Raw genomic sequence first — 24,233 nt, 5'->3', positions numbered from 1 at the left:
AAAAATGAAACTGAAGAACTTACGGATCACAAAGAAGCTAATTTTAGGATTTGCGATCCCGATCGTGTTATCATTGGTACTTTTATTGATGGCAGTGATGAATATGTTCTCCATTCGGCGAGGATATGAAGACATCATTCAAAATGATGAAGTTTTGCTGCAGCAAGTGCTCGATTGCCGCGTTGAGATCAATACGGCCGCACGGTATGCGCGTGACATCGTTTTGGACACGACAAAGAGAAATTACTCGAGCAACCAGACCAGCTTGAACGATGCACTGTCTGCATTGGATGAAGCACGTGACTATGTTTCCCAGAACTATGAACTGGGCGACGGTCTGGATCAAGAATTTTTAGACACGATTTCGACTTGGGAAGCCGTAGTACCGCGCATTACAGCGGCGATTGAGCAGAATAATTTTGTGCAGGCACAGGAAATCCTGATCAATGAATGTACGCCGGCACTGGATGCACAGCAGCAGGCTTCCGAGGCGCTAATCGATGCCATCTCCCAGCACGTACAGGACAACATGGAGACGCAGCAGAGCTCGGTCGTACGTACGCTGATCTTCATGCTTTGCCTGATGGTGGTATTCCTGATTCTGGTTATTCTGTTTGCAACCAGCCTGATTCGTTCGATCGTACGTCCGCTGGATGAAACCAAGACTGCGCTCAACGAAATCAGCCGCGGCAATCTGTCTCATGAAGTACGGTATGAGTCCAAGGACGAAATCGGCGAAATGGCCGAGGCACTGCGTACCAGCCAGAAGGTGCTGCAGGCAGTTTGCTCGGATATTTCTCGTGTTACCTCTGAAATGGTTCACGGTAACTTTGATGTTTATACCGAAAATCAGCTTCCGGGTGCATTCCAGAAGGTTTCGACCAATCTGTCGCAGGTTACTGCAAAGATGCGCGACCTGATCAGCACGGTCAAGCAGTCCATCGACCAGGTATCCAGCGGTGCCGAGCAGGTATCCAATGGTGCACAGTCGCTGGCACAGGGTGCAACCGAGCAGGCAAGCGCAGTAGAAGAATTGTCGGCAACCATTAACGATATTTCGATGGCAGCTCGCAAGAATGCAGATGCTGCACAGGATGCGAAGGAAAATGCAGACGAAGCTGGCCAGAAGAACGAAGAGAGCCAGCAGCAGATGGAACAGATGATCATTGCGATGGATGAGATCACCTCCAAGTCCAAGGAGATCAGCAAGATCATCAAGACCATCGAAGATATTGCATTCCAGACCAACATCCTGGCACTCAACGCTGCGGTCGAGGCCGCACGTGCAGGTGCTGCCGGTAAGGGCTTCGCCGTTGTAGCGGACGAAGTACGAAACCTGGCTTCCAAGTCGGCCGAAGCTGCAAAGAATACGACGACCCTGATCGAAGATTCCATCCGTGCCGTAGAGCATGGCTCGGAGATTGCACATGCAGCCGCAGATTCCATCAATTCGAGCAATGAACTGACCGAAAGAGCGGTAGAAAAGATTGCACAGATCGCACAGGCAGCTGCGCATGAATCGGATTCGATTGCGCAGGTTACGCAGGGTATCGACCAGATCGCAACCGTTGTACAGACCAACTCGGCAACCAGTGAAGAGTCGGCAGCAGCAAGTGAAGAACTCTCTTCGCAGGCGAATATGCTGCGTCAGATTCTGTCGACCTTCCGTGTAAGTGAAGGCAAGGCCGTTGCACAGCCGGTTGTAGACCAGAGCGCGTTTCCCACCACCCCCATCGACAGCATCCCGAGCGGTGCAACAAACAGCGGCAGCTTTCATGCAGGAGGTAACTTCCCCTCTTCGGGGGACAGGTTTCAAGGCTCCAGCACCAGCACCGATTTCACAACGATCGACGACCCCGGCAAATATTAAGCACTATGAACTGACGCCGGAGTTGGAAACTGGAAATGAATTGATCGACTCCGAACACCGTATGTTGTTCGATGCGATCAATCAGCTGTTGGATGCTTGTGCGACTGGGTCCGGTCGGACACAGATCACGCAAACTGCCCAGTTCCTTGCGGATTACGTAGATCAGCACTTCTCTGATGAAGAGAAGTTGCAGCGTGAAAATGAGTATCCGCACTATAAGTCCCACCATACATTCCATATCAAGTATAAGGAAATGATTCGTAACCTTTCGAATGAATTCAAGCACAGCGAGGTTACGGTGCAGAAGGTTGGAGAACTCAATCGCTTAGTCAGCATTTTGATTAGCCACATCAAATCGGAAGATAAGCGTTTGGCCAACTATCTCAAGGGACAGGACGTCTAAAAGCATGAAAAACCCCCGACGTTGTAGAACGTCGGGGGTTGTTTTAGAATCTTTACTTTTTGCGCGAAGAGTCGGGATAAAACGTATGTACAAAGTCCATGCGGCGACGAATCACGCGGTATAAGAACAGGCATCCGGCAAGGATTTTTAGCACCAGATGTGCGGTGTCATAAAAATCTGCCTGTTGCAGCGACTCGTTGAAAAAGGCCAGAACCGTACATTCGGTCACGATTTCTTCGATCGTCAACACCCAAGACCGGCGGATTTCATCCCGGTATGCCTGATATGCCAAATATACGATGAACAGACCGACCGAGACCGGCAAAGGCAGTAATTGAATCAGGGGTACCAGAAAGAAGGGCAAAAGCAGCAGATTCACAGGAAAACGCCGCTCGGGTTCCGCAGACGGCTCCTCCGGCTGCGCCGCAGGGGAGGGAGTATCTGTTTCTTGGGAAGCCGGGGGAGTATCATCTTCCGTGTCTTGCGGCGAATCTTCCTGATGCAGCGCGGAAAAATTGAGCCCGCCGACCGGCTCGGCTTGCCGTTTGGCGCCACGAATCGGGATTTTTCCCGCCGGCAGGGAAACCGAACTGGCTGTCCGGGGCAGCGGACGTCCCACCCGTTTGTTTTCGGTACAGAAGTCCTCAAATTGTGCCCGGGAAAATTCATCGTCCGAAGAGCGGTAACGATTTTGCCGATGGGCATTGTCATCCGATGCCGGCGTATAGATAGCCGGCTTTTTGAGGGTCTGTACGGCTGGACGGGCAGGAGCGGGTTCTTTGTTGGGCGCAGAGGGCGCCGCTGCATGCTGTCTGGCATAGCGAGAGGCCTTCCGGTAGGCTTCGTGTAAGGTTTGGAACTCCTCCGGGTGTTCTTCCGGATGGAAGAGCTTCACCTTTTCCGCATACGCCTGCTTGACAGCATCCAAATCACCGGTCGGGGAAAGGCCAAGCACTTGCCACGGATTCATACCTCATCGTCCTCCTCGTCGCTCCAATCTTCCCGGAAGGCACGCAGAATATCTTCATCCGTGTGCAGGTCATTGTCCAGTTGATCGAAAAAATGATGGAGATCTTTGCGATAACGGCGCAGCTTGGCTTCGCTGCCTTCGTGCAGCAGGAGATTAAAATAATCGATTTGCTGATGGATCTGCTCGCGCAGCAAACCGGTGGATTCCTCATACAGCCGGGACGCACGGGCCAGGAGTACCTTGTTTTCTTCCTCTTCCCGGGGCAACAGCTTGAATTGCTCGAGTTCTGCCAGCCGCTGCTTAAGTTCGGCGTCACTCAGCTTTAAGTTGGGATTTAAAATCAAAGCCTGATTTTTTTGCCCGGTCGATTGGCAGGTGACTTCCACCTGCAAGATTCCATTGATGTCATAGGTGAAGCGGACATCGGCCCCTTCCTTTCCGCGGGCACCGCGGGGGACTTCGATCTCCAATTCGCCGAGTTTTAAGTTCTCCCGGCAATAGATCGATTCGCCTTGATAGACTTCAATGGACATTCTGGTCTGGCCTTCACGCGCGGTATAGTAGCTGCGCATGCGGCTGGCCGGCAGCGTGGTATTGCGCTCGATAATAGGCGAGAACAGGTCATTCGAGGGATCCTCGTGGTTGATGACATTGACGCCCAGGGTAAAGGGGCAAATGTCGGTCAGCAGGGTATCGCGCAGATCTTGACTGCGCTCCTTGATGCCCGCGGCAATCCCGGCGCCAATGGCGACCGTGGTATCGGCATCAAAATCACACAGGGGCTGCTTGCCCAGAATATGATGCAAATATTGCCGGATGAGCGGCATATGGCAGGAGCCGCCAACCAAAACCACTTCGTCGATTTCACCGACCGTGTTTTGACAGTCCCGCAGCGCTCGGGCGACCGGCTTTTCCAACCGCCGCAGCAGGGGCGCGCTGATTTCCACCAATTTCTGATTGGTGAGCATGATCGAACGTTCCTGTCCGTCGATGTCCGAGACCATCATGACCGGATCGGTCGAAGAAAGCGCGATTTTACAATGCTCGGCCTGCCGAATCAAACTGGCCTGGGTTTCGCGCGGCAATTTGGACAGGGTCAAACCATTTTGCTTGCAGAAATATGCAGCGATCGCCTGGTTAAAATCATCGCCGCCAAGCTGGTTATCCCCAGCGACGGCCACGATTTCAATGACATTGGAGAACGCATCCACGACCGATACATCCAGCGTGCCGCCGCCAAAGTCAAAAACCAGGAAACTCATGTCCTCGTCCTTGCCCTTGTGGTAGGCGAGGGCTGCGGCGCTGGGCTCATTGATGATCCGTTCGACCCGGAAACCGGCCAGTTCCCCAGCGGCCTTGGTCGCGCTGCGGCCATTGTCATCAAAATAGGCCGGTACGCTGATGACCGCTTCTTCGACCGGCTGGCCAAGAAAGGCCTCGGCATCTTCTTTCAAACGGCGCAAGATGAGCGAGGACAGTTCAATCGGGGAAAAGACCTGCCCGGCAAGCGCTAATTTTGTATCGGTACCCATAAACCGCTTGAAGCTGGCAGCCGTGCGTTCGGGATGGGAGACCAGACGGTCTTTGGCGGTCCGACCGACCAGGACGTTGCCCTCCTCATCGATGCTGACCGCCGAAGGCGTCAGGACTTCGCCCAGTGCATTGGGGATGAGCTGACATTGTCCATCCTTCCAGACTGCCGCTAAGCTGTTGGTGGTTCCTAAATCAATTCCGATAATTGGCATAGAACATGCCTCCCTTGCGGGGGATTCCTATGCTTCCATTATACCATAGCGATAGCTGGAAATTAAGGCGAAGACATAGGATTTTTGCAGTTACAGGAAATATTCGTTTTCCCGGCGCTTGGCAAGTTTCTGGGAAAAATCCTGAGCAAATGCCTGATATTGTGGCACGTTCATATTTTTTGCGCCCGTGGGACAGCGGCGGATGCAGCGGAAGCACGCCAAACAGGTGCTGTCGTCGATCAAGCTGACATTTTGCGGATCGATCGCACCCTGCGGGCATTCCCGGGCGCACAGGCCGCAGTTCACACATTTTTCCGGGTCGGTGAGCGGGCGGAAGGAGCCGCGATGTCCACCGTCCCGATACGGACGGTCGCCCGGCACAGCAACAGGAACCAGCGGGGCATCTTGCGACAGCCGTGCCGCGGCTTTTTCTGCAAAGGCACGGTCTTCTGCCAAGTCCGCTTCATTGGGCCGTCCGACCTGAATCTGGCCATATGTATGCTGAGCCACCAGCGCAGCGGCTGCAAACGGGACAAACCCGCCGGCCTGCACGATGTCGGACAGCTCCAAAAGGGCGTCGTCATAATTGCGGTTGCCATACGTCACCGTAATGATGCAGGGCGTATTGTGCCCCCGCAGCTTGGCAAACCGTTCGGCACAGCCTTCATACAGACGGCCGGCATAGACCGGGGCGCCAAACACCACCAGTTCATCCGGGCCAAAGGCATCCGGCAGCGGGGCGTCAAAGCGGGTCAGATCGACATGTTCTGCCTGCGGCAAAATGGCTTGTGCAATGGTTTCCGCGCCCGTCTTGGATGTCTGGGTGGGGGAGAAGTAGACGGCTGTTACACGATTGAGTTTCAAGTTTCATACCTCCTCATTCAAATGCGAGCAGCCCTGTGCGGGCAGGGCCGCTGGTGAAAAAGCAGCCGCCCCAAGGCGGCTGCTTTGGACATGCAAAGCATGCTTACGAATTATTTTTACTGGGCTCCTGCTCACAATACGCGCAGCGGTACCGGCCATTTTCGCTCAGATAGAAAATATGGTCGATTTCTTCCTCAATAGAAGTGATGCAGCGCGGGTTTTTGCAGCGGATCACATTGACCAGCTTGGGGGGCTTCTCCAGCTTTTTCTTTTCTACGATCACACCGTCCCGGATGACATCGATGGTGATGTCCGGGTCCACATAGCCCAGAACATCCAGATCCAGATCGATCATGCTTTCGATCTTGATGATGTCTTTGTGGCCATGCTTGTTCGAGCGGGCGTTGCGAATCAGGGCGACACAGCAATCCAGCTTGTCCAGGCCAGCCAGATGATAGATCTGCATGCCGGTGCCGGCTTTGATATGGTCGATGACCAAGCCGTTTTGAATGGAATCAATATTAAGCATGTTCGTCCTCCTTTCCGGCCAGGCCGAGCAGGGTCATAATCAGTGCCATACGGACATAGACGCCGTTCTGTGCCTGCTCAAAGTAAGCGGCACGCGGGTCGTCATCCACATCCAGCGCGATCTCATTGACGCGGGGTAGCGGATGCAGTACCGCCATATCCGGCTTGGCCAGTGCCATCTTATCGGTGGTGAGGATGTACGTGTCCTTTAAGCGGATATAATCTTCTTCGTTGAAGAAGCGTTCGCGCTGTACGCGGGTCATATAGAGGATGTCCAGATGGGGCATCGCATCTTCCAGACTGCTGACTTGTTCGTAAGGGATGCCGCGGGGTTCGAGCACCTCGGTGATGACATAATCGGGAACCCGCAGTTCTTCGGGTGAAATCAGTATAAAACGCATCCCTTCATAACGGGAAAGCGATTTGATGAGCGAGTGCACCGTGCGGCCGAATTTCAGGTCACCGCACAGACCGATGGTCAGGCCGGACAGACGGCCTTTGCGACGGCGAATGGTCATCAGGTCGGTCAGGGTCTGGGTGGGGTGCTGGTGGCCGCCATCGCCGGCATTGATGACCGGGATGCGGGAATACCGGGCAGCCCGCAGCGGAGCGCCTTCTTTGGGATGACGCATGGCCGCAATATCGGCATACCCCGAGATGACACGGATGGTATCGGCCACGCTTTCTCCCTTGGAAGCCGAGGAAGAATCCGCGCTGGCAAAGCCGAGCACCGAGCCGCCCAGATTGAGCATCGCCGCTTCAAACGACAGGCGGGTGCGGGTGGAAGGCTCATAGAACAGGGTGGCCAGTTTTTTGTGAGCACACACGTTTTGGAATGCCGTGGGGTTGGCCACGATACGGTCGGCCAAATGGAGAAGGGAATCGATTTCCTCGACGGAAAAGTCGAGCGGGTCAATCAAATGACGCATAGTTTCCTCCGTTCAAATATATTCTTCATGCTACTATCATATCTATGATAGTATCCTGGGGGCAGCTTGTCCAGTCCATTTTTGGCAAATCGGCTGTATAAATAACATTTCGCCAAAATGCGCAAAAGCTTTTGCAGCGGAGCAAAAGGCGGTTTTGCACATGGGAAAGGTATCTGTTTCCGGCGTTTCTGCATGAACAAGTGTCGCACACCATCAAAAAAATCAGCAGATTGCACAGAATAGAATTGCCAAAACCAGCGGATTGGGCTATAATAAAACCAGACAAGGAGGCGAATGGAATGGAAAGAAAAATCATCAAACTGCCCAGTGCATCGGGTCAAATTTCGTTGACGGCTGTGAGCGGCCATTTTGCGACCAATCACTCGCATGTCAACTATTATATCGACATGACAGATATCAAAACCAACCAGCGCGTCGCCGACGAAATTGCAAAGATGTTGGCGCGTCAATATTCCTCCACAACAGTGGTCAATGCCATCGTATGTCTGGACAGCACCCAGATGATCGGTGGTTTTTTGGCACAACAGCTGTCGCAAAGCGGTTTCCGCAGTTTAAACCGCGGGGAAGCGATCCATGTTGTGACCCCGGAATTCAATTCCTTCGGGCAGATGATGTTCCGGGATAACATTCGTCCGCTCATCCGGGGCAAGAGTGTCATGCTGCTGATGTCCTCGGTCACCACCGGACTCACCGTCGAACAAGGCGCCGAATGTATCGAATACTATGGCGGGCATCTTTGTGGTGTTTCGGCTATTTTCAGCGCTGTCGACCGGGTCGATGATACGACCATCCATTCTTTGTTCCATATCAACGATTTGCCGGACTATGAAAGCCATAATTCTGCCGAATGTCCGGCGTGCCGCCGCGGCGAACGGATCGAAGCCATCATCAACGGCTTTGGTTATTTTAAAATCTAACCAGCAAGGTCCCCCTGTTTCGGCCGCAGTCCAGGAATAGGGGGCTTTTTGCCCAATGTGCAGGATTTTCGACGCCTTTGCAAGCACAAGGATGGTCGGAAGGAAACGGGGGAGGAATTTGAGATGAAGATTTATTGTGATGGGATCTTTGGCTATACACAGGCAGGCAAGCCAGTCCAGCGGTATATACTCGAGGGAAGCGGACTGCGCATGTCGGTGCTTACGTATGGCGGCACCATCCAGAACCTATGGGTGCCCGACCGACAGGGACGCCTGGTCGATGTGGTTTTGGGATGTGATACCATCGAGGGCTATGAAAAGCAAGACAAATTTTTAGGAGCGCTGATTGGACGGTATGCCAATCGCATCGCACGTGGGCGGTTCACCCTCAACGGACAGGAACATACCTTATATTGCAACGATGGCCGCAATCATCTGCACGGGGGAAAGAAAGGATTTGATAAGCGGCTGTGGGAGCCGGAAATCCAGGCAGATGGCCTGCATTTGCGGCTGGTGAGCCGAGATGGGGAAGAAGGCTATCCGGGTACTTTGAAGATCGAAGTGGTTTATGCACTGGTCGAGAATGCGCTGAAAATCACCTATTGGGCAAAAGCCGAACAGGATACGCTCTGCAATCTGACCAATCATACGTATTTCAATCTGGGAGGCCATAACAGTGGCGACATCTGCGGGCAGGAGATTTGCCTGTATGCCGACCGCTTTACACCCGCCGACGACGAGTCCATCCCACATGGCGAATATCAGGAAGTCGAAGATACGCCGATGGATTTGCGGGACTGGACCCCCATTGGCGCGCATATTGATGATGCCTTTGAGCAGCTGCAATACGCGGGCGGATATGACCACAACTGGGTTTTGCGCGGCATACCGGGGAAGCTGCGGCCGGCTGCATCGGCCCGGTGTCAGCAAACCGGCATTGTGATGGAGGTCGAAACCACCCAGCCTGGAGTGCAATTTTATGCAGGCAATTCTTTGGACGGCACTTGTGCAGGCAAAGAAGGCGCTTGTTATCCCCGGCGCAGTGGGTTCTGCCTGGAGACGCAGGCTTTTCCGAATAGCATCAATTGTCCGGAATACCCCCAGGCGATCTTGCGCGCAGGACAAATATACCGCCATACCACGTTGTATGAGTTTGGTATCGAAAAGTAAAGCGAAGAAAACCCCTTGTACCAGCAAATACGTTCGGTTGGTGCAAGGGATTTTTTGTGGGCACAGAGAGATGTAAACTTCATTATTGATTTCTGTTTACAAGTATGCTATACTCAAGAAGTAAACCGAAGTATAAAAAATAGTTTACAAGAGGAGCGTACCATGAAAACAAGACAACTTTGTTATACCGCTTTGTTTGCGGCTTTGACGGCCATATGCAGTCAGTTAGCCATTCCCACCCCGTGGCAAGTGCCGATTTCCATGTCCATGCTGGCTGTTTTCCTATCGGGCAGCCTATTGGGGTTCAAATGGGGGACAGCCGCCCAGATCGTCTATTTACTGCTTGGCATGGTAGGGGCTCCGGTGTTTAATGGGATGCGTGGCGGGCTGCAAGTCCTGGCTGGCCCGACCGGCGGATATTTGGTCGGGTATGTTGTGGCAGCGGCTGTGATCGGTCTTATGATGCCTTTGGTAAATGCCCGTTGGAACTTAGCCATTGTTTTGGCAGTGGGCCTCGCGGCATGTTATGCCTTTGGGACGGCGTGGTTTATGATTTTGAACCATACCGCCTTGGTTCCGGCTTTGACGCTGTGCGTCCTGCCGTACCTGCCGGGGGATTTGGTGAAGATTGCGGTTACCACGTGGATTACATGGCGAGTCGGTGTGCTGCGGTTTGAAAAGGCGCAGCTGGCACAACAATAAAGAAGAGCCAGACGAACGACAAGTGTTCGTCTGGCTCTTTTTGGTGGAGACGAGGGGAGTTGAACCCCTGTCCGAAAGCACATCCACAAGAACTTCTCCGGGCGCAGTTTGTCCTTTTACATTCCCTCCACAGCACGCCGGCAAACAGGCTTACTGCTTGAGTAGAGTCATCTTACATGACGGGCGCAACTCTTAACCCGTACACGTTCACCACTGATCGACGCCCTGGTCCCGAGCCGTGGTCCTCTCAGGCAGGACGGGCCAGCCTAATTAGGCAGCCTGCAAAGAATAATCTTTGTTGTTTAATTTATAAAAGGTTGAGGCTTTTAAGGAAGCGTCCTCACTTCCGCCCGCTATTCCTGCTTCAACACCCCCGTCGAAGCCGGTACGTCCCCATAGGAACAACAAATTCTTTGCATTCGTTTTTTATCGGTTGCGCGACTTCATCGCGCGGTCGATCTCGCGTGCAGCATCCCGCTTGGCCATACTGTCCCGCTTATCATGCAGCTTTTTACCTTTGCATAAGCCAAGTTCCAGCTTCACATGCGAATTACGGAAATATACGCTCAGCGGAATGACCGCATAACCGTCTTGTTTGGTTTTTCCAAACAACCGCAGAATTTCTTTTTTGTGCAAGAGAAGTTTCCGCAGCCGCATCGGGTCCTTATTAAAGATATTACCCTTTTCATAGGGGCTAATATGCATCCCGCGCACAAAGATTTCGCCATCCTTGAAGGTACAATAGGAATCTTTCAGATTGACTTGTCCCAAACGGATAGATTTGACCTCTGTGCCGGCCAGTTCGATGCCAGCTTCGATTTTTTCCTCGACAAAGTAGTCATGCCATGCCTTTTTGTTGGCAGTGACTTGTTTGGTACCTGCTTTATTTGCCATGACAGACTCCTTTCCTGCGTGTAGTACTATGGTACCATGAGTGAAAAGAAATGTAAAGAGTCATTTCTGTTACGCCTTTCGACAGAAACGATCAAAACACCAACATCATGCCGCCCAGGAGCAGCGGCTGATGCAGAAGATAGACCACCAAGCTGTGCCGCCCGAGGAAATTGAGCGGGCGCAGGCCCAATGTTTGAATCGATTGCGGCAATTTCAAAACCAGATACCCCAGATAATGCCCAAACAAAAACAGGAACAGATAGGGGAAAAGCGGGAAATAGTCGGCCGAATAAAACGACACCGACCGAAATCCGAGCAGCGAGAGCGGATAAAACACATACAAGCTGGCCGGCAGCGAGAGAGAAAAAGGCTCAAAAAACAGATACTGATGTGGCAGATGAAAGGTCACAAAAAACAAAAGCGCGCAAACAAACATTCCCAGCCCGGCAGGCACGCGGCGCAGCCAGGGCTGGAACGCGCCATAAATCAGCAGACAGGCCGCAATGCAGTGCAGAATCCCAAAAACGATCAATTCTTCCGGCATAAACAAAAAAGTGACCAGCGATAAGGCGATGGCTACCAACGCCAGACGGATGGCGCGCTGGAAGATGTGCCGGGTCAAATGGGTGCAGATCCCGGCAATCAGCAGGAATAACGCGCTGTTGCAAAATTGCCAGGCAGCAGCGCCGAAGGTATGGAACCACGGCAGCGAAACATGAAAGATGGAATCCAGATTAAAACAGAAATGATACAAAATCATCCCCACAAGCGCAAGTCCGCGCAGCATATCCAAAAGTGTCCGCCGCCCGGAAAATGTGCTCGATGCTGCAAGATGCTGCGGACGTTGTATGGTCATTGGCATACAAAAACCCCTCTTTGGCCAGAAAATGGCCGTCCCCCTAAAAATTTATATTTTTAGTATAGCATTTCTGGGCGCTCGATGCAAATATCAGGCAGCGGCGATTTACAGACCCTTTACCGCAAATTCACCGGCGCACGATAGCAGCATGACCGGTTTTTACGGTATGCTGAATATGAAATCAACAAAGTAAGGATGTTCCCTATGACGGCCCAATCTCCATCAGGATAAACCGCACAACGCACTCGCAGCCGCGGGAAGCGTTTTGTGCGGTTTTTTTACGAAACAGGAGGAAGATGTATGACAAAGACCTATGTTTTAGATACCAATGTATTGATTCAGGCGCCGTATGCACTCCATTGTTTTGAGGAAAACGATGTGGTGTTGCCGCTGGTTGTTTTAGAAGAGCTGGACGGGCTGAAACGTGCCGAAGGCGAGCGTGGCGCCAACGCGCGGACGGTCATCCGCACGCTGGAAGACCTGCGGATGCAGGGCGATCTGCTGCATGGTGTTCGGCTGGACAGCGGCGGACAGCTGTGGGTGGAAGCCAACTGCGTGGCGGTCGAACTGCCCGAAAGCCTGCCGGAAAACCATAAGGACAACCGCATTCTGCGCGTGTGCAAAGGCTTACAGGAACAGGGAAGGCCCATTGTTCTGGTGACCAAAGATATCCTGCTGCGCGTCAAGGCACAGATTTTGGGCGTACGAGCCGAAGACTTCACCACCGAGCAGGTGCAGGAAGACCGCACGGCATATACCGGGCGGGTGGAGTGCTATGTCGCTGAGGAGCGGTTTAAGGAATTTCGCAAAAAGGGGGTCGCTCTGAGCGAATTGTATCTGTCCGATGCGGACGGCAACCGTTCGGCGCCGCGCCTGACCGAAAATCAATTTGTGGTGCTGCGTGCCGACCAATCGCGCAAAAAGACCCATCTGGGCCGGGTGTGCGGCAATAAGGTCGTGGCGCTCGACTACATGAAACGCTCGCCGTATGGCGTGACACCGCGTTCCGCGGGACAGTATTTCCTGCAAGAAGCCCTGTTCCAGCCCGCCGACACCGCCCCGCTGGTCATCGTCCGGGGCATGGCAGGCACGGCCAAAACCTTTTACTCGCTGGCGGTCGGCCTGGAAAAAATGATCGGCTCGCCATCGGACGAGTATCGCCGGATTCTCATTTGCCGCCCCAATGCACAGTTTGATTTGGACATTGGCTTTCTGCCCGGCGATGAGCAGGAAAAAATTTCGCCGCTGCTGCGTCCGGTGATGGACAATCTGGAGCAGCTGCTCGATTCCAATGAACACGAGCGCTATCGGGACGAAGCCGAACTGCGCGACAAGATCGAGGAGATTTTCAGCCGGGGCATCATCCAGGCCGAAGCCATGAACTTTATCCGCGGCCGTTCGATCGTCCAGACTTATCTCATCATCGATGAAGCGCAGAACATGACACCGGCCCAGGTCAAGGGCATCATCACCCGTGCCGGACGGGGCACGAAAATCATTTTATTAGGTGACCCTGGGCAGATCGACCGACCCTATCTGGACGAACGCACAAACGGTCTGAGCTATGCAGCTGCGCGGATGCAGGGGAGCCCTCTTTGCTGGCAGATCACCTTGACTGCCGAAGAATGCGAACGCTCGGCGCTCGCCATGGATGCAATACAACGCTTATAAAGGATGAAAACAACATGGAAACCATTACATATAAAGATATTCGAAACAACGAGGAAGTCAATGCCCTTATCGAGCGGGGCAATGCCATGCTGGGCGTGATGGGATACACCGAACATTCCCACAAGCACGCCGTGAAAATTGCGATCGGGGCAGGCAGCATCCTGAGCGACCTGGGGTATGATAAGAGATTGTGCGAACTGGCGCGCATTGCAGGCTATCTGCACGACATTGGCAACTGTGTCAATCGGGAGGACCATCCTCACAGCGGGGCGATTTTAGCGTTTCAGATTCTGCGCGACCTGCATATGGACCCGCAGGAAGTGGCGCTCGTCGTATCAGCCATCGGGCAGCACGATGAGTCGACCGGCGTTGCCGTGGACCCGGTTTCGGCGGCTGTTATTTTGGCGGATAAGACCGATGTGCGCCGCAACCGCGTGCGCAATCGGGTCAAGGCGCGGTTTGACAAACACGACCGGGTCAACTATGCGGCGGTTTCGTCCAAACTTTCGGTGTGCCCGGAGAAAAAGACGGTCAAGCTGGATATCGAACTGGATGAAAATATCTGTTCCATTCTGGACTATTTTGAAATTTTCCTGGGACGCATGCTGATGTGCAAGCGCGCAGCCGAAGTGCTGGGGCTCAAATTCCGCATGAACGCAAACGGCCACAAGGTTTGCTGATGATATAGAAAAAGAGCAGGACACGATGTGTCCTGCTCTTTGCATGTTTAACGGCTGTGTTTGTTTTCCCGCACGAGTTTGGCCACGGTTCCGGACAACAGGAAGAGGGCAATCAAGTTGGGGATGGACATCAAACCATTGAAGGTTTCGGCGATGCTCCACAAGAGCCCTAAATCGGCCGTGGCGCCCAAAACAGCGACCGCAGCATAGACCAGCATAAAGGGCCGGATGACCTTGGGGCCAAACAAAAATTCAATGCAGCGTGTGCCATACAGTCCCCAACCGATGATGGTCGAGAAGGCAAAGCAGCACATGGCCACCGCGGTAAAGATGGAAACCCAACTGCCATAGGTGGCGGTAAAGCCGCTGATGGTCAGTTCTGCGCCGGCCGCGACCGTGTACGGGAAATCGACGCCGCTACACAGGATGACCAGCGCGGTCAGGGTACAGATGACAATGGTATCGGTAAAGACTTCGAAGATGCCGAAGAAGCCCTGATGCACGGCATCGCTGGTATCCGCAGCCGCATGGGCGATCGAACCAGTACCGAGGCCGGCTTCATTGGAGAAGATACCGCGGGCGACGCCGCTTTTCAGGCTCAGAAAGAAGGTACCGATGGCACCGCCGGTGACAGCCGATGGCTGGAAGGCTCCCTCAACGATCGACGCAAAGACACCCGGCACACGTTCCCAGTGCAGTGCAACGACGCCCAATGCCAAAATGATATACAGCAGCGCCATGAAGGGGACCAGCTTTTCGGTCACGCGGCCAATGCGCTGGATACCGCCGACCAGCACGAGTCCGACCAGAATGGCAATAAAAATACCGAGTCCCAGATTAAATTGCGGCAATACCTGAGCCGATAAAATATCATAATTGAGCAGCGCCGAGTCGATGGCTGCCGTGATGGTGTTGACCTGGGTGGCGTTGCCGGTGCCGAACACGGTCAGCACGCCCAGAATGGAGAATACAACGGCCAGCCAGCGCCATTTGGAGCCCAGACCGTTTTTGATGTAGTACATCGGGCCGCCTACCCAGTCACCGTGCTTGTTTTTCTCACGGAAATGGACGGCCAACGTCACTTCGGAAAACTTGGTACACATACCAAGCAGGGCGCTCATCCACATCCAAAAGACCGCGCCCGGACCGCCCAGAGCGATCGCACCGGCCACACCAGCGATATTACCGGTACCGACCGTGGCTGCCAGCGCGGTACAGACCGCCTGGAAGGGTGTGACCGAGCCATCGGCCGCATCTTTTTTGTGGAACAGGCGACCGATCGTCACCTGAAAGGTATAGATAAATTTCCGAAACTGGATGCCTCGCGTGCGGAAGGTCAGCAGCAGTCCCACGCCGATGATGCAGATCATGGCCGGGATACCCCATACAAACCCATTGACCGCTTGGTTGATCTGTTCGATTGTTTGCAGCATGCTGGGCGTTCGCTCCTCTCTTTTTCATTCGTTTATTTTACCATGATTTTGTCAGAAATGCAAAGAAAACTGCCCTTTTCGGAAACAAAAAAACACGCCCAGAAGGCGGCTGGGCGTGTTTGGAGATGTTATGCCGCAAGGATTTCCCGCAGCGCCTGCATCAGGGCATCCATTTCGGCATCCGTGCCGATGGTGATGCGCAAATGGTTGTCCACGCGGGGAAGGTTAAAGTACCGCACAAAGATCTTGCGCGCCTTGAGCGCTTCGAAAATCTCCCGCGCAGATTTTTGCGGATGGGTCGCCAGCAGGAAGTTGGTCAGGCTGGGCAGGACCGAAAATCCCAGCGCCTGCAGTTCGGCGCTAGCGCGTTCCCGGGTCCGCATGACCTGCGCGCACGTGTCGCGGAAATAGGCATCATCTTCCACCGACGCGGCGGCGGCTTCCAGGGTCACGCTGTCCATGGTATAGGAATTGTACGAATTTTTGACCGCTTCCAGCGTGGCGATTAAGGCTGGATTGGCGAGCGCAAACCCGACGCGCAGACCGGCCAGCGAGCGGGATTTGCTCATGGTCTGCACGACCACGAGGTTTTCATATTTTTTCAGCAGCGGCACAGCACTTTGTCCGCCAAAATCGATGTAAGCCTCGTCGATGATGACGATGGAGTCCGGATTGACCGTCAAAAGCTGCTCGATAAACGCCAGTCCTTCGCCGATGCCGGTGGGGGCATTGGGATTGGGCAGGATGACACCGCCGTTCTGCGGGGCATAGTCCGCCGGGCGGATGCGGTACTGGTCGTCCAGCGGGATGGTCTGATAGGGGGTGCGGAACAGCGAACACCAGACCGGATAGAACGAATAGGTCAAATCCGGGAAAAAGATGGGCTTGTCCGAGCAGAAAAACGCCTGGAAACACAGGGCCAGCACATCGTCCGAGCCATTGCCCAGAAAGACCTGGTCGGGCGCAAGCCCATAGTGGGTGGCCAGCACCTGCTTGAGATGGCTGGCGTTGGCATCCGGGTACTTGCGCAGCCCCTCAGCCGAAAACGTGCGCAGCACCTCCTGCACCCGCGGAGAGGGGGCATAGGGGTTTTCGTTGGCGTTTAATTTTATAATATCCGGGTCTTTGGACTGCTCGCCGGGCACATACGGGTCGATTTGGCGCAGCTTGTCCTGCCAGGGCTTGTTCATCACACGGTTCACCTCAGTTACCAAATTTCCCTATTATTTTAGCACAATAAAGCGGCGCAGTCAAGCGGCCTGCCCGGTTGTCAAGCCAGGGGGGAACTGGTATAATGAAGAAAAAACGATGGGGAAAGGGGACAAAGGCCCATGTATCAGCCTTTAGCCGATAAAATCCGTCCGCAAACCCTGGATGACGTGGTCGGACAGACCGAACTGCTCCGCCCGAACGGTGTGCTGCGCCGCATCGTCGAAAGCGGACAAATCCCGAATATGATTTTTTATGGTCCTTCGGGCGTGGGCAAGACGACCGTGGCGTCCATCATCGCCAAGCAGACCGAGCGCAAGCTGTACCGCCTGAACGCGACCACAGCCGCCATTGCCGACATCCGCCGCATCATCGACGAACTGGATACCTTTCTGGCGCCCAACGGCGCGCTGGTCTACCTGGATGAGATTCAGTATTTCAACAAAAAGCAGCAGCAAAGCCTGCTGGAATTCATCGAAGACGGCCGGATGACGCTCATCGCGTCCACGACCGAAAACCCGTATTTTTATGTCTATAACGCGGTGCTCAGCCGGTGTACGGTGTTTGAATTCAAACCCGTGGAGCCGGAGGAAATGCGCCGCGCGGTCAGCCGTGCCTTTTCGCTGGCCCTCGAGGGGCGGACGGTCACCTTGGATGAGGGCGTTGTGGACGCCATCTCGACCGGGTGCGGCGGCGATGTGCGTAAAGCGCTCAACGCAGTCGAGTTGTTGGCCGCCAGCGCAGCAGAGAACGGCACGATTGCCTTAGATGACGCGCTGGAGGTTTCGCAGCGTTCCAACATGCGCTACGACCGCGATGGCGACAGCCATTATGACATCCTGTCCGCCCTGCAAAAATCGGTGCGCGGCTCCGACCCGGACGCGGCGCTGCATTACCTGGCACGCCTGCTCGAAGCCGGGGATATGATCTCCGCCGCCCGGCGGATGTTGGTCATCGCCAGCGAGGATGTCGGTCTGGCCTACCCGCAGGCGGCTTCCATTGTGAAAGCGTGCATCGATTCGGCATTCCAGCTTGGCATGCCCGAAGCGCGCATCCCGCTCGCGCAGGCGATCATCCTGATGGCGACCGCGCCCAAGTCCAATTCGGCCATTCGCGGCATTGACGCGGCTATGGCCGACGTGCGGCATGGCAACTGCGGCGATATCCCGGCGAATTTGAAAGACTGCCATTACACAGGCGCCAAGAAACTGGGGCGGGGCCTGACCTATCAGTTCCCGCATGATTTCCCGGGTCACTGGGTCGAGCAGCAATATCTGCCCGACGCCCTGATGGGCCACACCTATTATGAATATGGGGAAAACAAAAACGAACAGGCCGCGCGCGCCTATTGGGAGAAGATCAAAGGCCGGTAAGCGGGAGGCGCGGCGGCCGGCAACTCACAAAAAGCTGGTGGCGATGTATTTGGACATGCAGCAGGGCGGGGAATAGACCCATTGCTCGATGCGTCCCTCGGTCAAATAATACCGCGGCGCAGGCGGCGGACCGGTGGGGCGGCGCAGATGGTCAATGACCGTGAGTTTGATTTTCATGCGCTCGGGCAGGATGGATTTGATGTACACCGAAACCGCATCGCCCTCCTGTAAGCCGGGTCGCCGCTCGGATAAGCCGGAAAGATTGGGAGCCAGTTCGATAAACACCCCATAGGATTCAATGCTGCGGACAATGCCCTGCACAGTCTCTCCAGCGTGGAACTGGGCGGCATTTTCTGCCCAGGTGCCGAGCAGCTCCCGATGGGTCAGATGCACCCGCTTGGTTTCCGGGTCGGTATAGAGGACGGCCGCATAGATCATCTGGCCGCAGGCAAACCGCTCCCGCGGATGAAAAATGCGCGAAACCGAAATATTTTCAATGCCGATGAATGAGATCACTCCGCAGCCGATATCCACGAACGCGCCGAACGGCTCCAAATGGGTCACACAGGCCGGGATAATATCGCCGGGCTGCAAGTGGCTGAGCAGATAGGAGAGCGCCCGCTGCTGGGCGGCGCGGCGGGAAAGCAGCAGGGTTTCGCCGTCCATCCCGGTCACGACAAAGCAGACCGGTTTGCCCACCCGGGACAAGATCGCGATTTCCCGGGTTTGGCCGTCGGCAATGCCGAGCGCACATTCGGTGCGCGGAATGATGCCGCGCCGGGGCCCGCATTCGACCACCAGATTATGTTCCCGGTCACAGGATACCGCCATCCCTTCCAGGATGATGCCGGTATCTTGTGCATTTTTTATCCCTTCGGGCGAGGTGAACAGGTTGTCGTTGGATGGCTGGCCAAGCCGCGTCCCTTCGGGCGCATATTCGTGTAAATTCATGCACAAGCCTCCTTCATGGCGGCAACGGTTCCGCCGTTTTTTCCTTTTCTCTGCACGATGCTATTACTATATGCGGCCGCTTGGCAAAACTGAACGCACAATTCGGGAAACACCCGAAAAAACCTCCCCGCCGGGGCTGAGATGTGATATACTAAAAGCAAGCCAGTTTGAAAGAACCACAAAAGGAGGGCATATCGTTTGGATATTCGCCTGGGAGATAAATTGACCATGAAAAAAGCCCACCCCTGCGGCAGCAAAGAATGGCTGGTGCTGCGGGTCGGGATGGACTTTCGGCTGCGGTGCTGCGGCTGCGGACATGAAGTGATGATCCCGCGTAGCAAGGCCGAAAAAAACATTCGCGCCATACAAAGGGAGGAATCGACATGTTGATCGATGGAAAACAGATGCACATCCAGATCACCAAGGGGCAGATCGGCCGGTATGTCATTCTGCCGGGCGACCCGGCCCGTTGTGAGAAGATCGCTCGTTATTTTGACAATCCGCAAAAGCTAGCCTCCAACCGGGAATATACCCTCTATACCGGCACCTTGGACGGGGTACAGGTCGGCGTATGCTCCACGGGCATCGGCGGGCCTTCGGCCGCCATTGCCCTGGAAGAACTGGTCGAGTGTGGCGCTGATACTTTCATCCGGGTCGGCACCTCGGGCGGCATGCAGGACGATGTCAAAGCCGGGGACATCTGCATCGCCACGGCGGCCATCCGCCAGGAGGGCACCAGCCGGGAATACTTGCCCATCGAATTTCCGGCAGTCGCCAATTTTGATATTGTCCTTGCGCTGCGCGACGCAGCCGAGCAGCTGGGGTATCCATACCATACCGGCGTCATCCAATCGAAAGACAGCTTTTATGGTGAACTGCGGCCCCATCAGCAGGCCATTGCCGAGGAACTGCTCAGCAAATGGAAGGCTTGGAAAGCCGGCGGCGCGCTGACAAGCGAAATGGAGACTGCCGCATTGCTGATCGTTTCAGCGGTGCTGGGCGTGCGCTGCGGCGCGGTACTCAATGTGCTTTGGAATGCAGACAACGATGCAGCGGATACCATTCCGCCGGACGCGACCGAGCGGGGCGTCCGGGCGGCAGTGGAAGCGCTGCGGCTGTTGATTGCACGCGATGTATAAGAAAAAGGCGGGGCGGGCTTTTCCCACCCCGTCTTTTTCCGGGAATAGGGGAGTCGACAAAGAAAGAATGAACGAATTTATCAGACAGAAAGCCATTCCATGGCTCAAACAGGAAGCGCTTCTGGTGATTTCCTGGGTGCTGGCCGGGATTTCGATGTTTTGGGTCAAACCCGACCGCGAATCTATCGCCTATGTGGATTGGCATACCATTGGGCTGCTGTTTGCGTTGATGGCGGTCATGGTGGGACTGGAACGGCTGGGGTTTTTCCGCACCTTGGGCGAAGCCATGCTGCAACGAGTCAAGAGCAAACGACAGCTGGAAGCCGTGCTTATTTTACTCTGCTTCTTTTCCAGTATGGTGATTACCAACGATGTGGCGCTCATCACCTTTGTGCCGTTTTCCATTGAAGTGCTCAAAATGGCCCAGCCTTCCCGGGAGATGATCCCTATTGTGGTGCTGCAAACCATTGCCGCCAACTTAGGGAGCATGCTCACACCCATCGGGAATCCGCAAAATCTCTATTTGTTTTCCAAGTCGGGCATCAGCCTGCTGAACTTCATCGGGATCATGCTGCCATACGCCGCTTTATCGTTTGCCCTGATCTGCATCTTTTTGTTCTGCCGCCGCAATGAAACCTTGCAGCAGATGCTCGATTGCCGGCCGGCGGCTTTTCGCTCCAAACGACTGGCGGCAGCCTATGGCCTGTTGTTTACCATCTGCTTAGGGTCGATTGCAGAAGTGCTTCCCGTGTGGATTCTGGTCCTGATCGTGATTGCATTTTTGCTGGTGGCTGACCGGGGGACCCTTTGGCATGTCGATTATACGCTGCTGCTGACCTTCATTGGATTTTTTATTTTTGTCGGGAATATGGGGCGTATTGCGGTGTTCCACCAAACGGTGGCTGCCTTTTTGGAGCAGAATGACTTCTTTACGATTTTGGGCGCCAGCCAGATCATCAGCAATGTGCCGGCGGTTTTGCTGCTGTCCGGGTTCACCACCCATTGGGATATTTTGCTTATTGCCAGCAACTTGGGCGGCCTTGGGACCTTGATCGCTTCCATGGCCAGCCTGATTTCGTATAAATGTGTGGTGCGGGAAACGCCGGAAAAGGCAGGACGATACTTGGTCTACTTTACCATTGCCAATCTGATTTTCCTGGCCGTCAATGTTTTGGTGTATGAAATTTTTCGGGCTTAAACGGGGAAACTTCGGTTTCCCCTTCTTTTTTGGCCAGGCCGTGCATATCCATAAACGAAGCATCAGGAAAGGATGGATGGATATGGCGGGCAGTACGCATCAAAAAACAAGCACAGGGATGACCAAAAGCGATGTACGCCTGTTGCTGTCAGCGGCCCTGTTTTTAGGGGCGGTACTTCTGAAAACATCGGGTGCGCCGTGGGCGGATGATTTGCGGGAGCGGACGGTCGCCATGTTGCAGGGCGGGATTCCAACCCAGGAGGTCTTGCAGGTGGCCGGACAGACCCTGGAGGGCGGAGGCTTATCGGCGGTGTTTGCCGAGTGGTCGAAAGACACAACGTCAGAAACCGAGCCGGACCCGGCATCCAGTCAAGAGGATATTGACCTGACCGCTGTCTATGCCGAATCGGGCTTTGGGGAAGATGAGCTGGCCAGCCGCATCGAATCCGAATTCCCCAAAGAAGAGGATGAAACTGCCTATGTGATGGCATTTGACACCCAAAACCCGGTCGAAGGCACCAAAACCTCCGACTTTGGTGAGCGGATTCATCCAATCTCGGGGAAAGCCAGCTTTCACTATGGATTGGACATCGGCGCTCCCGAAGGAACGACCATTGCGGCTTTCGCCAGCGGAACCGTGCGCGAAGCGGGCTCCAATTCTTCGTATGGCAATTATGCGATTTTAGACCATGCCGAGGGCTTTTCTACGCTGTACGCCCATTGCAGCAAGGTTGATGTCCAGCAGGGGGATACGGTCGAGGCAGGAGACAAGATTGCCGAAGTCGGGGCGACCGGCAACGCCACCGGGAACCATCTGCATTTTGAAGTCTGGCGGGATGGCAAAGCCCTGAACCCGGCGCATTATGTGACCTATTGAGCGGTCGCATCCAAATCGCCGATTCGTTTTGGCTGCTGGCCGCACTGGTTGCTTTTTTGGACCAAAGCGGGATCGGGATGCTCTTTTTACTCGCAGCCAGCATACACGAAGTCGGGCATGCGGCTGCCGTCTGGCTGTGCAGCGGCCAGCTGCTGACGCTGCGGCTGACGGCATTGGGCGGAGTGATGCGCTACCGCCTGCGACGACAACAGACCGGGCGGGAAGTCTGCATTGCAGCTGCCGGGCCGCTTATTGGATTTTTGACCGCATGGCTGGCGGCCGCGGGCGGATACACTCTGTTCGCGGGGGCAAATTTGCTGCTGAGTTTGGTCAATCTGACCCCGGTACGACCGCTGGACGGCGGGCAGATCTTGCAGGCTATCCTGGGGCCTGGAAAGCTGTTACTGGGCGTCGAAATGCTCGGATGCCTGTGCGTCAGCCTCATGGGCATTGGACTGGCAACCCATCACGGCGGATATGGCTTGCTGGTGTTTGGGGCTGTACTCTGGTGGAACTTTCGAAAAAACTTGCAAAGCACCCCTAAATAGGATAAGATAGAAATAGAAAAATGCGCGGCTTTGTCGAAAAGCGAGGACAGAGCCGCGTTTTTGTTAGGAGGGAATATCCCATGTGGTGGAAGAAAAAACAGGAAGCGCACAAACGGCCTTATGTTGCCGCCGTGATTCCAGCGGCGGGGTCTTCCAGCCGGATGAAAGAATGCAATAAATTGCTGCTCGATTTGGAAGGCATCCCGTTGCTGGCGCGCACCCTGTTGACGTTTGAACGCTCGCCGCTGGTCGATGAGATCATCGTGGTTTGCCGGGAAATCGATATGCTGCCCTATGCCAAGCTGTGTGAAGCATTCGGCATCACCAAAGTGCATCAAATGGTGCGCGGCGGTGCCAGCCGGGCAGAATCGGTCTGGAAGGGCGTACAGGCCTGCAAAGAGGAAACCGACCTGATTGCCATTCATGATGGCGCGCGGCCGCTGCTCAGCCAGCAGACGCTGGAACAGGTCATTCAGGACGCGGCTGAGCATGGCGCGGCAGCGCCGCTGGTCCCCATGAAGGACAGCGTCAAGCGCCTGGAAGATGGCTTCATTGCCGGCGATGTGCCGCGTATGTCGATCGCCGCCGTGCAGACGCCGCAGATCTTTACCAGCGACTGCATCCGCAAAGCGCTCAAAAACGCCATGGACAAAGGCTTGTCGCCGACCGATGATTGTGCCGCTGCCGAGCTGATCGGCGTTTCGGTCTTTGCTTCGCAAGGGGAGTATACCAACATCAAAGTGACCACTCCCGAAGATATGCTCATTGCACAGGCGTTTTTACAGGAGATGGAATACGAATGAATCTACGAATTGGACACGGATATGATGTACACCGTCTGGTCGAAGGCCGCAAGTGCATTCTGGGCGGCGTAGAAATCGCCCATGAAACCGGCCTTTTGGGGCATAGCGATGCCGATGTGCTGGTGCATGCGGTTATGGATGCGCTGTTGGGGGCTGCGGCCCTTGGGGACATCGGAAAGCTGTTTCCGGACACCGACCCGCAATGGAAAGGGGCGGATAGTCTGGAACTTTTGCGCAAGGTGCGTGCCCGGCTGGAAGAAGCCGGTTGGCAGGTCGGCAATATCGATGCGACCATCATCGCGCAAGCGCCGCGCATGGCGCCGCACATCGAAACCATGCGGCAGAATATCGCTGCCGCGCTGGACATTGCGGTCGGACAAGTCAACGTCAAAGCCACGACCGAGGAAAAGCTGGGGTTTACCGGCGCCAAAGAGGGCATCGCAGCCCATGCAGTCTGTCTGCTGCAACAATAAGAAAAA

General features: G+C 54.8%; 25 protein-coding genes and 1 other RNA gene. 15 read left to right on the top strand and 11 right to left on the bottom strand.

The genetic code is table 11. From position 1 onward, the window contains the following. The first annotated feature begins 4 nt into the window (after positions 1 to 4). A complete protein-coding gene (locus EFB11_RS09120) occupies positions 5 to 1,870 on the top strand; it encodes a methyl-accepting chemotaxis protein (protein WP_122789937.1) in 1,866 nt (621 codons plus the stop codon). Positions 1,871 to 1,910: 40 nt separating this feature from the next. Further along, complete coding sequence (locus EFB11_RS09115; RefSeq protein ID WP_243115199.1) at positions 1,911 to 2,273, top strand: bacteriohemerythrin; 363 nt, start codon at positions 1,911 to 1,913, stop codon at positions 2,271 to 2,273. A gap of 52 nt (positions 2,274 to 2,325) precedes the next feature. Here the strand turns inward: EFB11_RS09115 and EFB11_RS09110 are convergent, their stop codons facing one another. The 5 genes from EFB11_RS09110 to pyrB form a co-directional block, all read right to left on the bottom strand. Further along, positions 2,326 to 3,243 carry a J domain-containing protein gene (locus EFB11_RS09110; protein ID WP_122789935.1) on the bottom strand — a complete coding sequence of 306 codons (918 nt, stop codon included), beginning with the start codon at positions 3,241 to 3,243 and terminating at the stop codon, positions 2,326 to 2,328. After that, positions 3,240 to 4,988, bottom strand: coding sequence for an Hsp70 family protein (locus EFB11_RS09105; protein ID WP_122789934.1), 1,749 nt, complete (start codon positions 4,986 to 4,988; stop codon positions 3,240 to 3,242). Before EFB11_RS09105 ends, EFB11_RS09110 begins: the two co-directional genes overlap by 4 nt. 90 nt (positions 4,989 to 5,078) lie before the next feature. Then, complete coding sequence (locus EFB11_RS09100; protein WP_122789933.1) at positions 5,079 to 5,852, bottom strand: 4Fe-4S dicluster domain-containing protein; 774 nt, start codon at positions 5,850 to 5,852, stop codon at positions 5,079 to 5,081. A 103-nt stretch (positions 5,853 to 5,955) separates the two neighbouring features. Next, entirely contained in the window at positions 5,956 to 6,381 is a 426-nt protein-coding gene (locus EFB11_RS09095) for an aspartate carbamoyltransferase regulatory subunit (protein WP_122789932.1), read from the bottom strand. Then, positions 6,374 to 7,309, bottom strand: coding sequence for an aspartate carbamoyltransferase (gene pyrB, locus EFB11_RS09090; protein ID WP_122789931.1), 936 nt, complete (start codon positions 7,307 to 7,309; stop codon positions 6,374 to 6,376). The genes EFB11_RS09095 and pyrB overlap by 8 nt, the downstream gene beginning before the upstream one ends. Before the next feature lie 299 nt (positions 7,310 to 7,608). Here pyrB and EFB11_RS09085 point away from each other — a divergent pair, with 299 nt between their 5' ends. From EFB11_RS09085 to EFB11_RS09075, 3 genes are all read left to right on the top strand, one after another. Beyond that, positions 7,609 to 8,247, top strand: a complete 639-nt coding sequence (locus EFB11_RS09085) for an orotate phosphoribosyltransferase (protein ID WP_122789930.1) — start codon at positions 7,609 to 7,611, stop codon at positions 8,245 to 8,247. 123 nt (positions 8,248 to 8,370) lie between these two features. Continuing rightward, the gene (locus EFB11_RS09080; protein WP_122789929.1) at positions 8,371 to 9,417 is read left to right on the top strand and encodes an aldose epimerase family protein; all 1,047 of its coding nucleotides are present in this window, start codon (positions 8,371 to 8,373) and stop codon (positions 9,415 to 9,417) included. 162 nt (positions 9,418 to 9,579) lie between these two features. Further along, the gene (locus EFB11_RS09075) at positions 9,580 to 10,119 is read left to right on the top strand and encodes a biotin transporter BioY (protein WP_122789928.1); all 540 of its coding nucleotides are present in this window, start codon (positions 9,580 to 9,582) and stop codon (positions 10,117 to 10,119) included. A 41-nt stretch (positions 10,120 to 10,160) separates the two neighbouring features. On the opposite strand, the gene ssrA is transcribed toward EFB11_RS09075, so the two are convergent. The 3 genes from ssrA to EFB11_RS09060 form a co-directional block, all read right to left on the bottom strand. Further along, positions 10,161 to 10,514: a transfer-messenger RNA gene (ssrA, locus tag EFB11_RS09070) on the bottom strand. Positions 10,515 to 10,545: 31 nt separating this feature from the next. Then, positions 10,546 to 11,013 carry an SsrA-binding protein SmpB gene (gene smpB / locus EFB11_RS09065; protein WP_122789927.1) on the bottom strand — a complete coding sequence of 156 codons (468 nt, stop codon included), beginning with the start codon at positions 11,011 to 11,013 and terminating at the stop codon, positions 10,546 to 10,548. 91 nt (positions 11,014 to 11,104) lie between these two features. Beyond that, a complete protein-coding gene (locus EFB11_RS09060) occupies positions 11,105 to 11,875 on the bottom strand; it encodes a heparan-alpha-glucosaminide N-acetyltransferase domain-containing protein (protein ID WP_122789926.1) in 771 nt (256 codons plus the stop codon). A gap of 297 nt (positions 11,876 to 12,172) precedes the next feature. Here EFB11_RS09060 and EFB11_RS09055 point away from each other — a divergent pair, with 297 nt between their 5' ends. Together EFB11_RS09055 and EFB11_RS09050 are read left to right on the top strand one after the other, a co-directional pair. Continuing rightward, positions 12,173 to 13,543: a PhoH family protein gene (locus EFB11_RS09055; protein ID WP_122789925.1), complete on the top strand. Its 1,371-nt coding sequence runs from the start codon at positions 12,173 to 12,175 to the stop codon at positions 13,541 to 13,543. Positions 13,544 to 13,557: 14 nt separating this feature from the next. Further along, positions 13,558 to 14,223: an HD domain-containing protein gene (locus EFB11_RS09050; RefSeq protein ID WP_122789924.1), complete on the top strand. Its 666-nt coding sequence runs from the start codon at positions 13,558 to 13,560 to the stop codon at positions 14,221 to 14,223. Positions 14,224 to 14,270: 47 nt separating this feature from the next. On the opposite strand, the gene EFB11_RS09045 is transcribed toward EFB11_RS09050, so the two are convergent. Both EFB11_RS09045 and hisC read right to left on the bottom strand, forming a co-directional pair. Beyond that, positions 14,271 to 15,656, bottom strand: coding sequence for an alanine/glycine:cation symporter family protein (locus EFB11_RS09045; protein ID WP_122789923.1), 1,386 nt, complete (start codon positions 15,654 to 15,656; stop codon positions 14,271 to 14,273). 128 nt (positions 15,657 to 15,784) lie between these two features. Further along, positions 15,785 to 16,846 carry a histidinol-phosphate transaminase gene (hisC, locus tag EFB11_RS09040; protein ID WP_122789922.1) on the bottom strand — a complete coding sequence of 354 codons (1,062 nt, stop codon included), beginning with the start codon at positions 16,844 to 16,846 and terminating at the stop codon, positions 15,785 to 15,787. 141 nt (positions 16,847 to 16,987) lie between these two features. On the opposite strand from hisC, the gene EFB11_RS09035 reads away from it, so the two are divergent. Next, positions 16,988 to 18,238 carry a replication-associated recombination protein A gene (locus EFB11_RS09035; protein ID WP_122789921.1) on the top strand — a complete coding sequence of 417 codons (1,251 nt, stop codon included), beginning with the start codon at positions 16,988 to 16,990 and terminating at the stop codon, positions 18,236 to 18,238. A 24-nt stretch (positions 18,239 to 18,262) separates the two neighbouring features. On the opposite strand, the gene EFB11_RS09030 is transcribed toward EFB11_RS09035, so the two are convergent. Next, positions 18,263 to 19,189: a S1 RNA-binding domain-containing protein gene (locus EFB11_RS09030; protein WP_122789920.1), complete on the bottom strand. Its 927-nt coding sequence runs from the start codon at positions 19,187 to 19,189 to the stop codon at positions 18,263 to 18,265. A 198-nt stretch (positions 19,190 to 19,387) separates the two neighbouring features. Between EFB11_RS09030 and EFB11_RS09025 the strand changes: the two genes are divergently transcribed. From EFB11_RS09025 to ispF, 7 genes are all read left to right on the top strand, one after another. Continuing rightward, positions 19,388 to 19,579, top strand: a complete 192-nt coding sequence (locus EFB11_RS09025) for a DUF951 domain-containing protein (RefSeq protein ID WP_122789919.1) — start codon at positions 19,388 to 19,390, stop codon at positions 19,577 to 19,579. After that, a complete protein-coding gene (gene udp, locus EFB11_RS09020; protein WP_122789918.1) occupies positions 19,573 to 20,328 on the top strand; it encodes a uridine phosphorylase in 756 nt (251 codons plus the stop codon). The genes EFB11_RS09025 and udp overlap by 7 nt, the downstream gene beginning before the upstream one ends. Before the next feature lie 67 nt (positions 20,329 to 20,395). After that, entirely contained in the window at positions 20,396 to 21,526 is a 1,131-nt protein-coding gene (locus EFB11_RS09015; RefSeq protein WP_122789917.1) for an SLC13 family permease, read from the top strand. Between the two features lie 82 nt (positions 21,527 to 21,608). After that, positions 21,609 to 22,403, top strand: coding sequence for a M23 family metallopeptidase (locus tag EFB11_RS09010; protein WP_164706695.1), 795 nt, complete (start codon positions 21,609 to 21,611; stop codon positions 22,401 to 22,403). Further along, on the top strand, positions 22,400 to 22,951 hold the full coding sequence (locus EFB11_RS09005) for a M50 family metallopeptidase (RefSeq protein WP_122789915.1): 552 nt from the start codon (positions 22,400 to 22,402) through the stop codon (positions 22,949 to 22,951). The genes EFB11_RS09010 and EFB11_RS09005 overlap by 4 nt, the downstream gene beginning before the upstream one ends. Positions 22,952 to 23,031: 80 nt before the next feature. Further along, complete coding sequence (gene ispD / locus EFB11_RS09000; RefSeq protein WP_122789914.1) at positions 23,032 to 23,754, top strand: 2-C-methyl-D-erythritol 4-phosphate cytidylyltransferase; 723 nt, start codon at positions 23,032 to 23,034, stop codon at positions 23,752 to 23,754. Continuing rightward, positions 23,751 to 24,227 carry a 2-C-methyl-D-erythritol 2,4-cyclodiphosphate synthase gene (gene ispF / locus EFB11_RS08995; RefSeq protein ID WP_122789913.1) on the top strand — a complete coding sequence of 159 codons (477 nt, stop codon included), beginning with the start codon at positions 23,751 to 23,753 and terminating at the stop codon, positions 24,225 to 24,227. Before ispD ends, ispF begins: the two co-directional genes overlap by 4 nt. Positions 24,228 to 24,233: the final 6 nt, after the last annotated feature.

Origin of the sequence: Intestinibacillus sp. Marseille-P6563, from assembly GCF_900604335.1 — a bacterium.
In the GTDB taxonomy this organism is placed as follows: Bacteria; Bacillota; Clostridia; order Oscillospirales; family Butyricicoccaceae; genus Butyricicoccus_B.
This window is presented reverse-complemented; position numbering and strand designations above follow the sequence as displayed.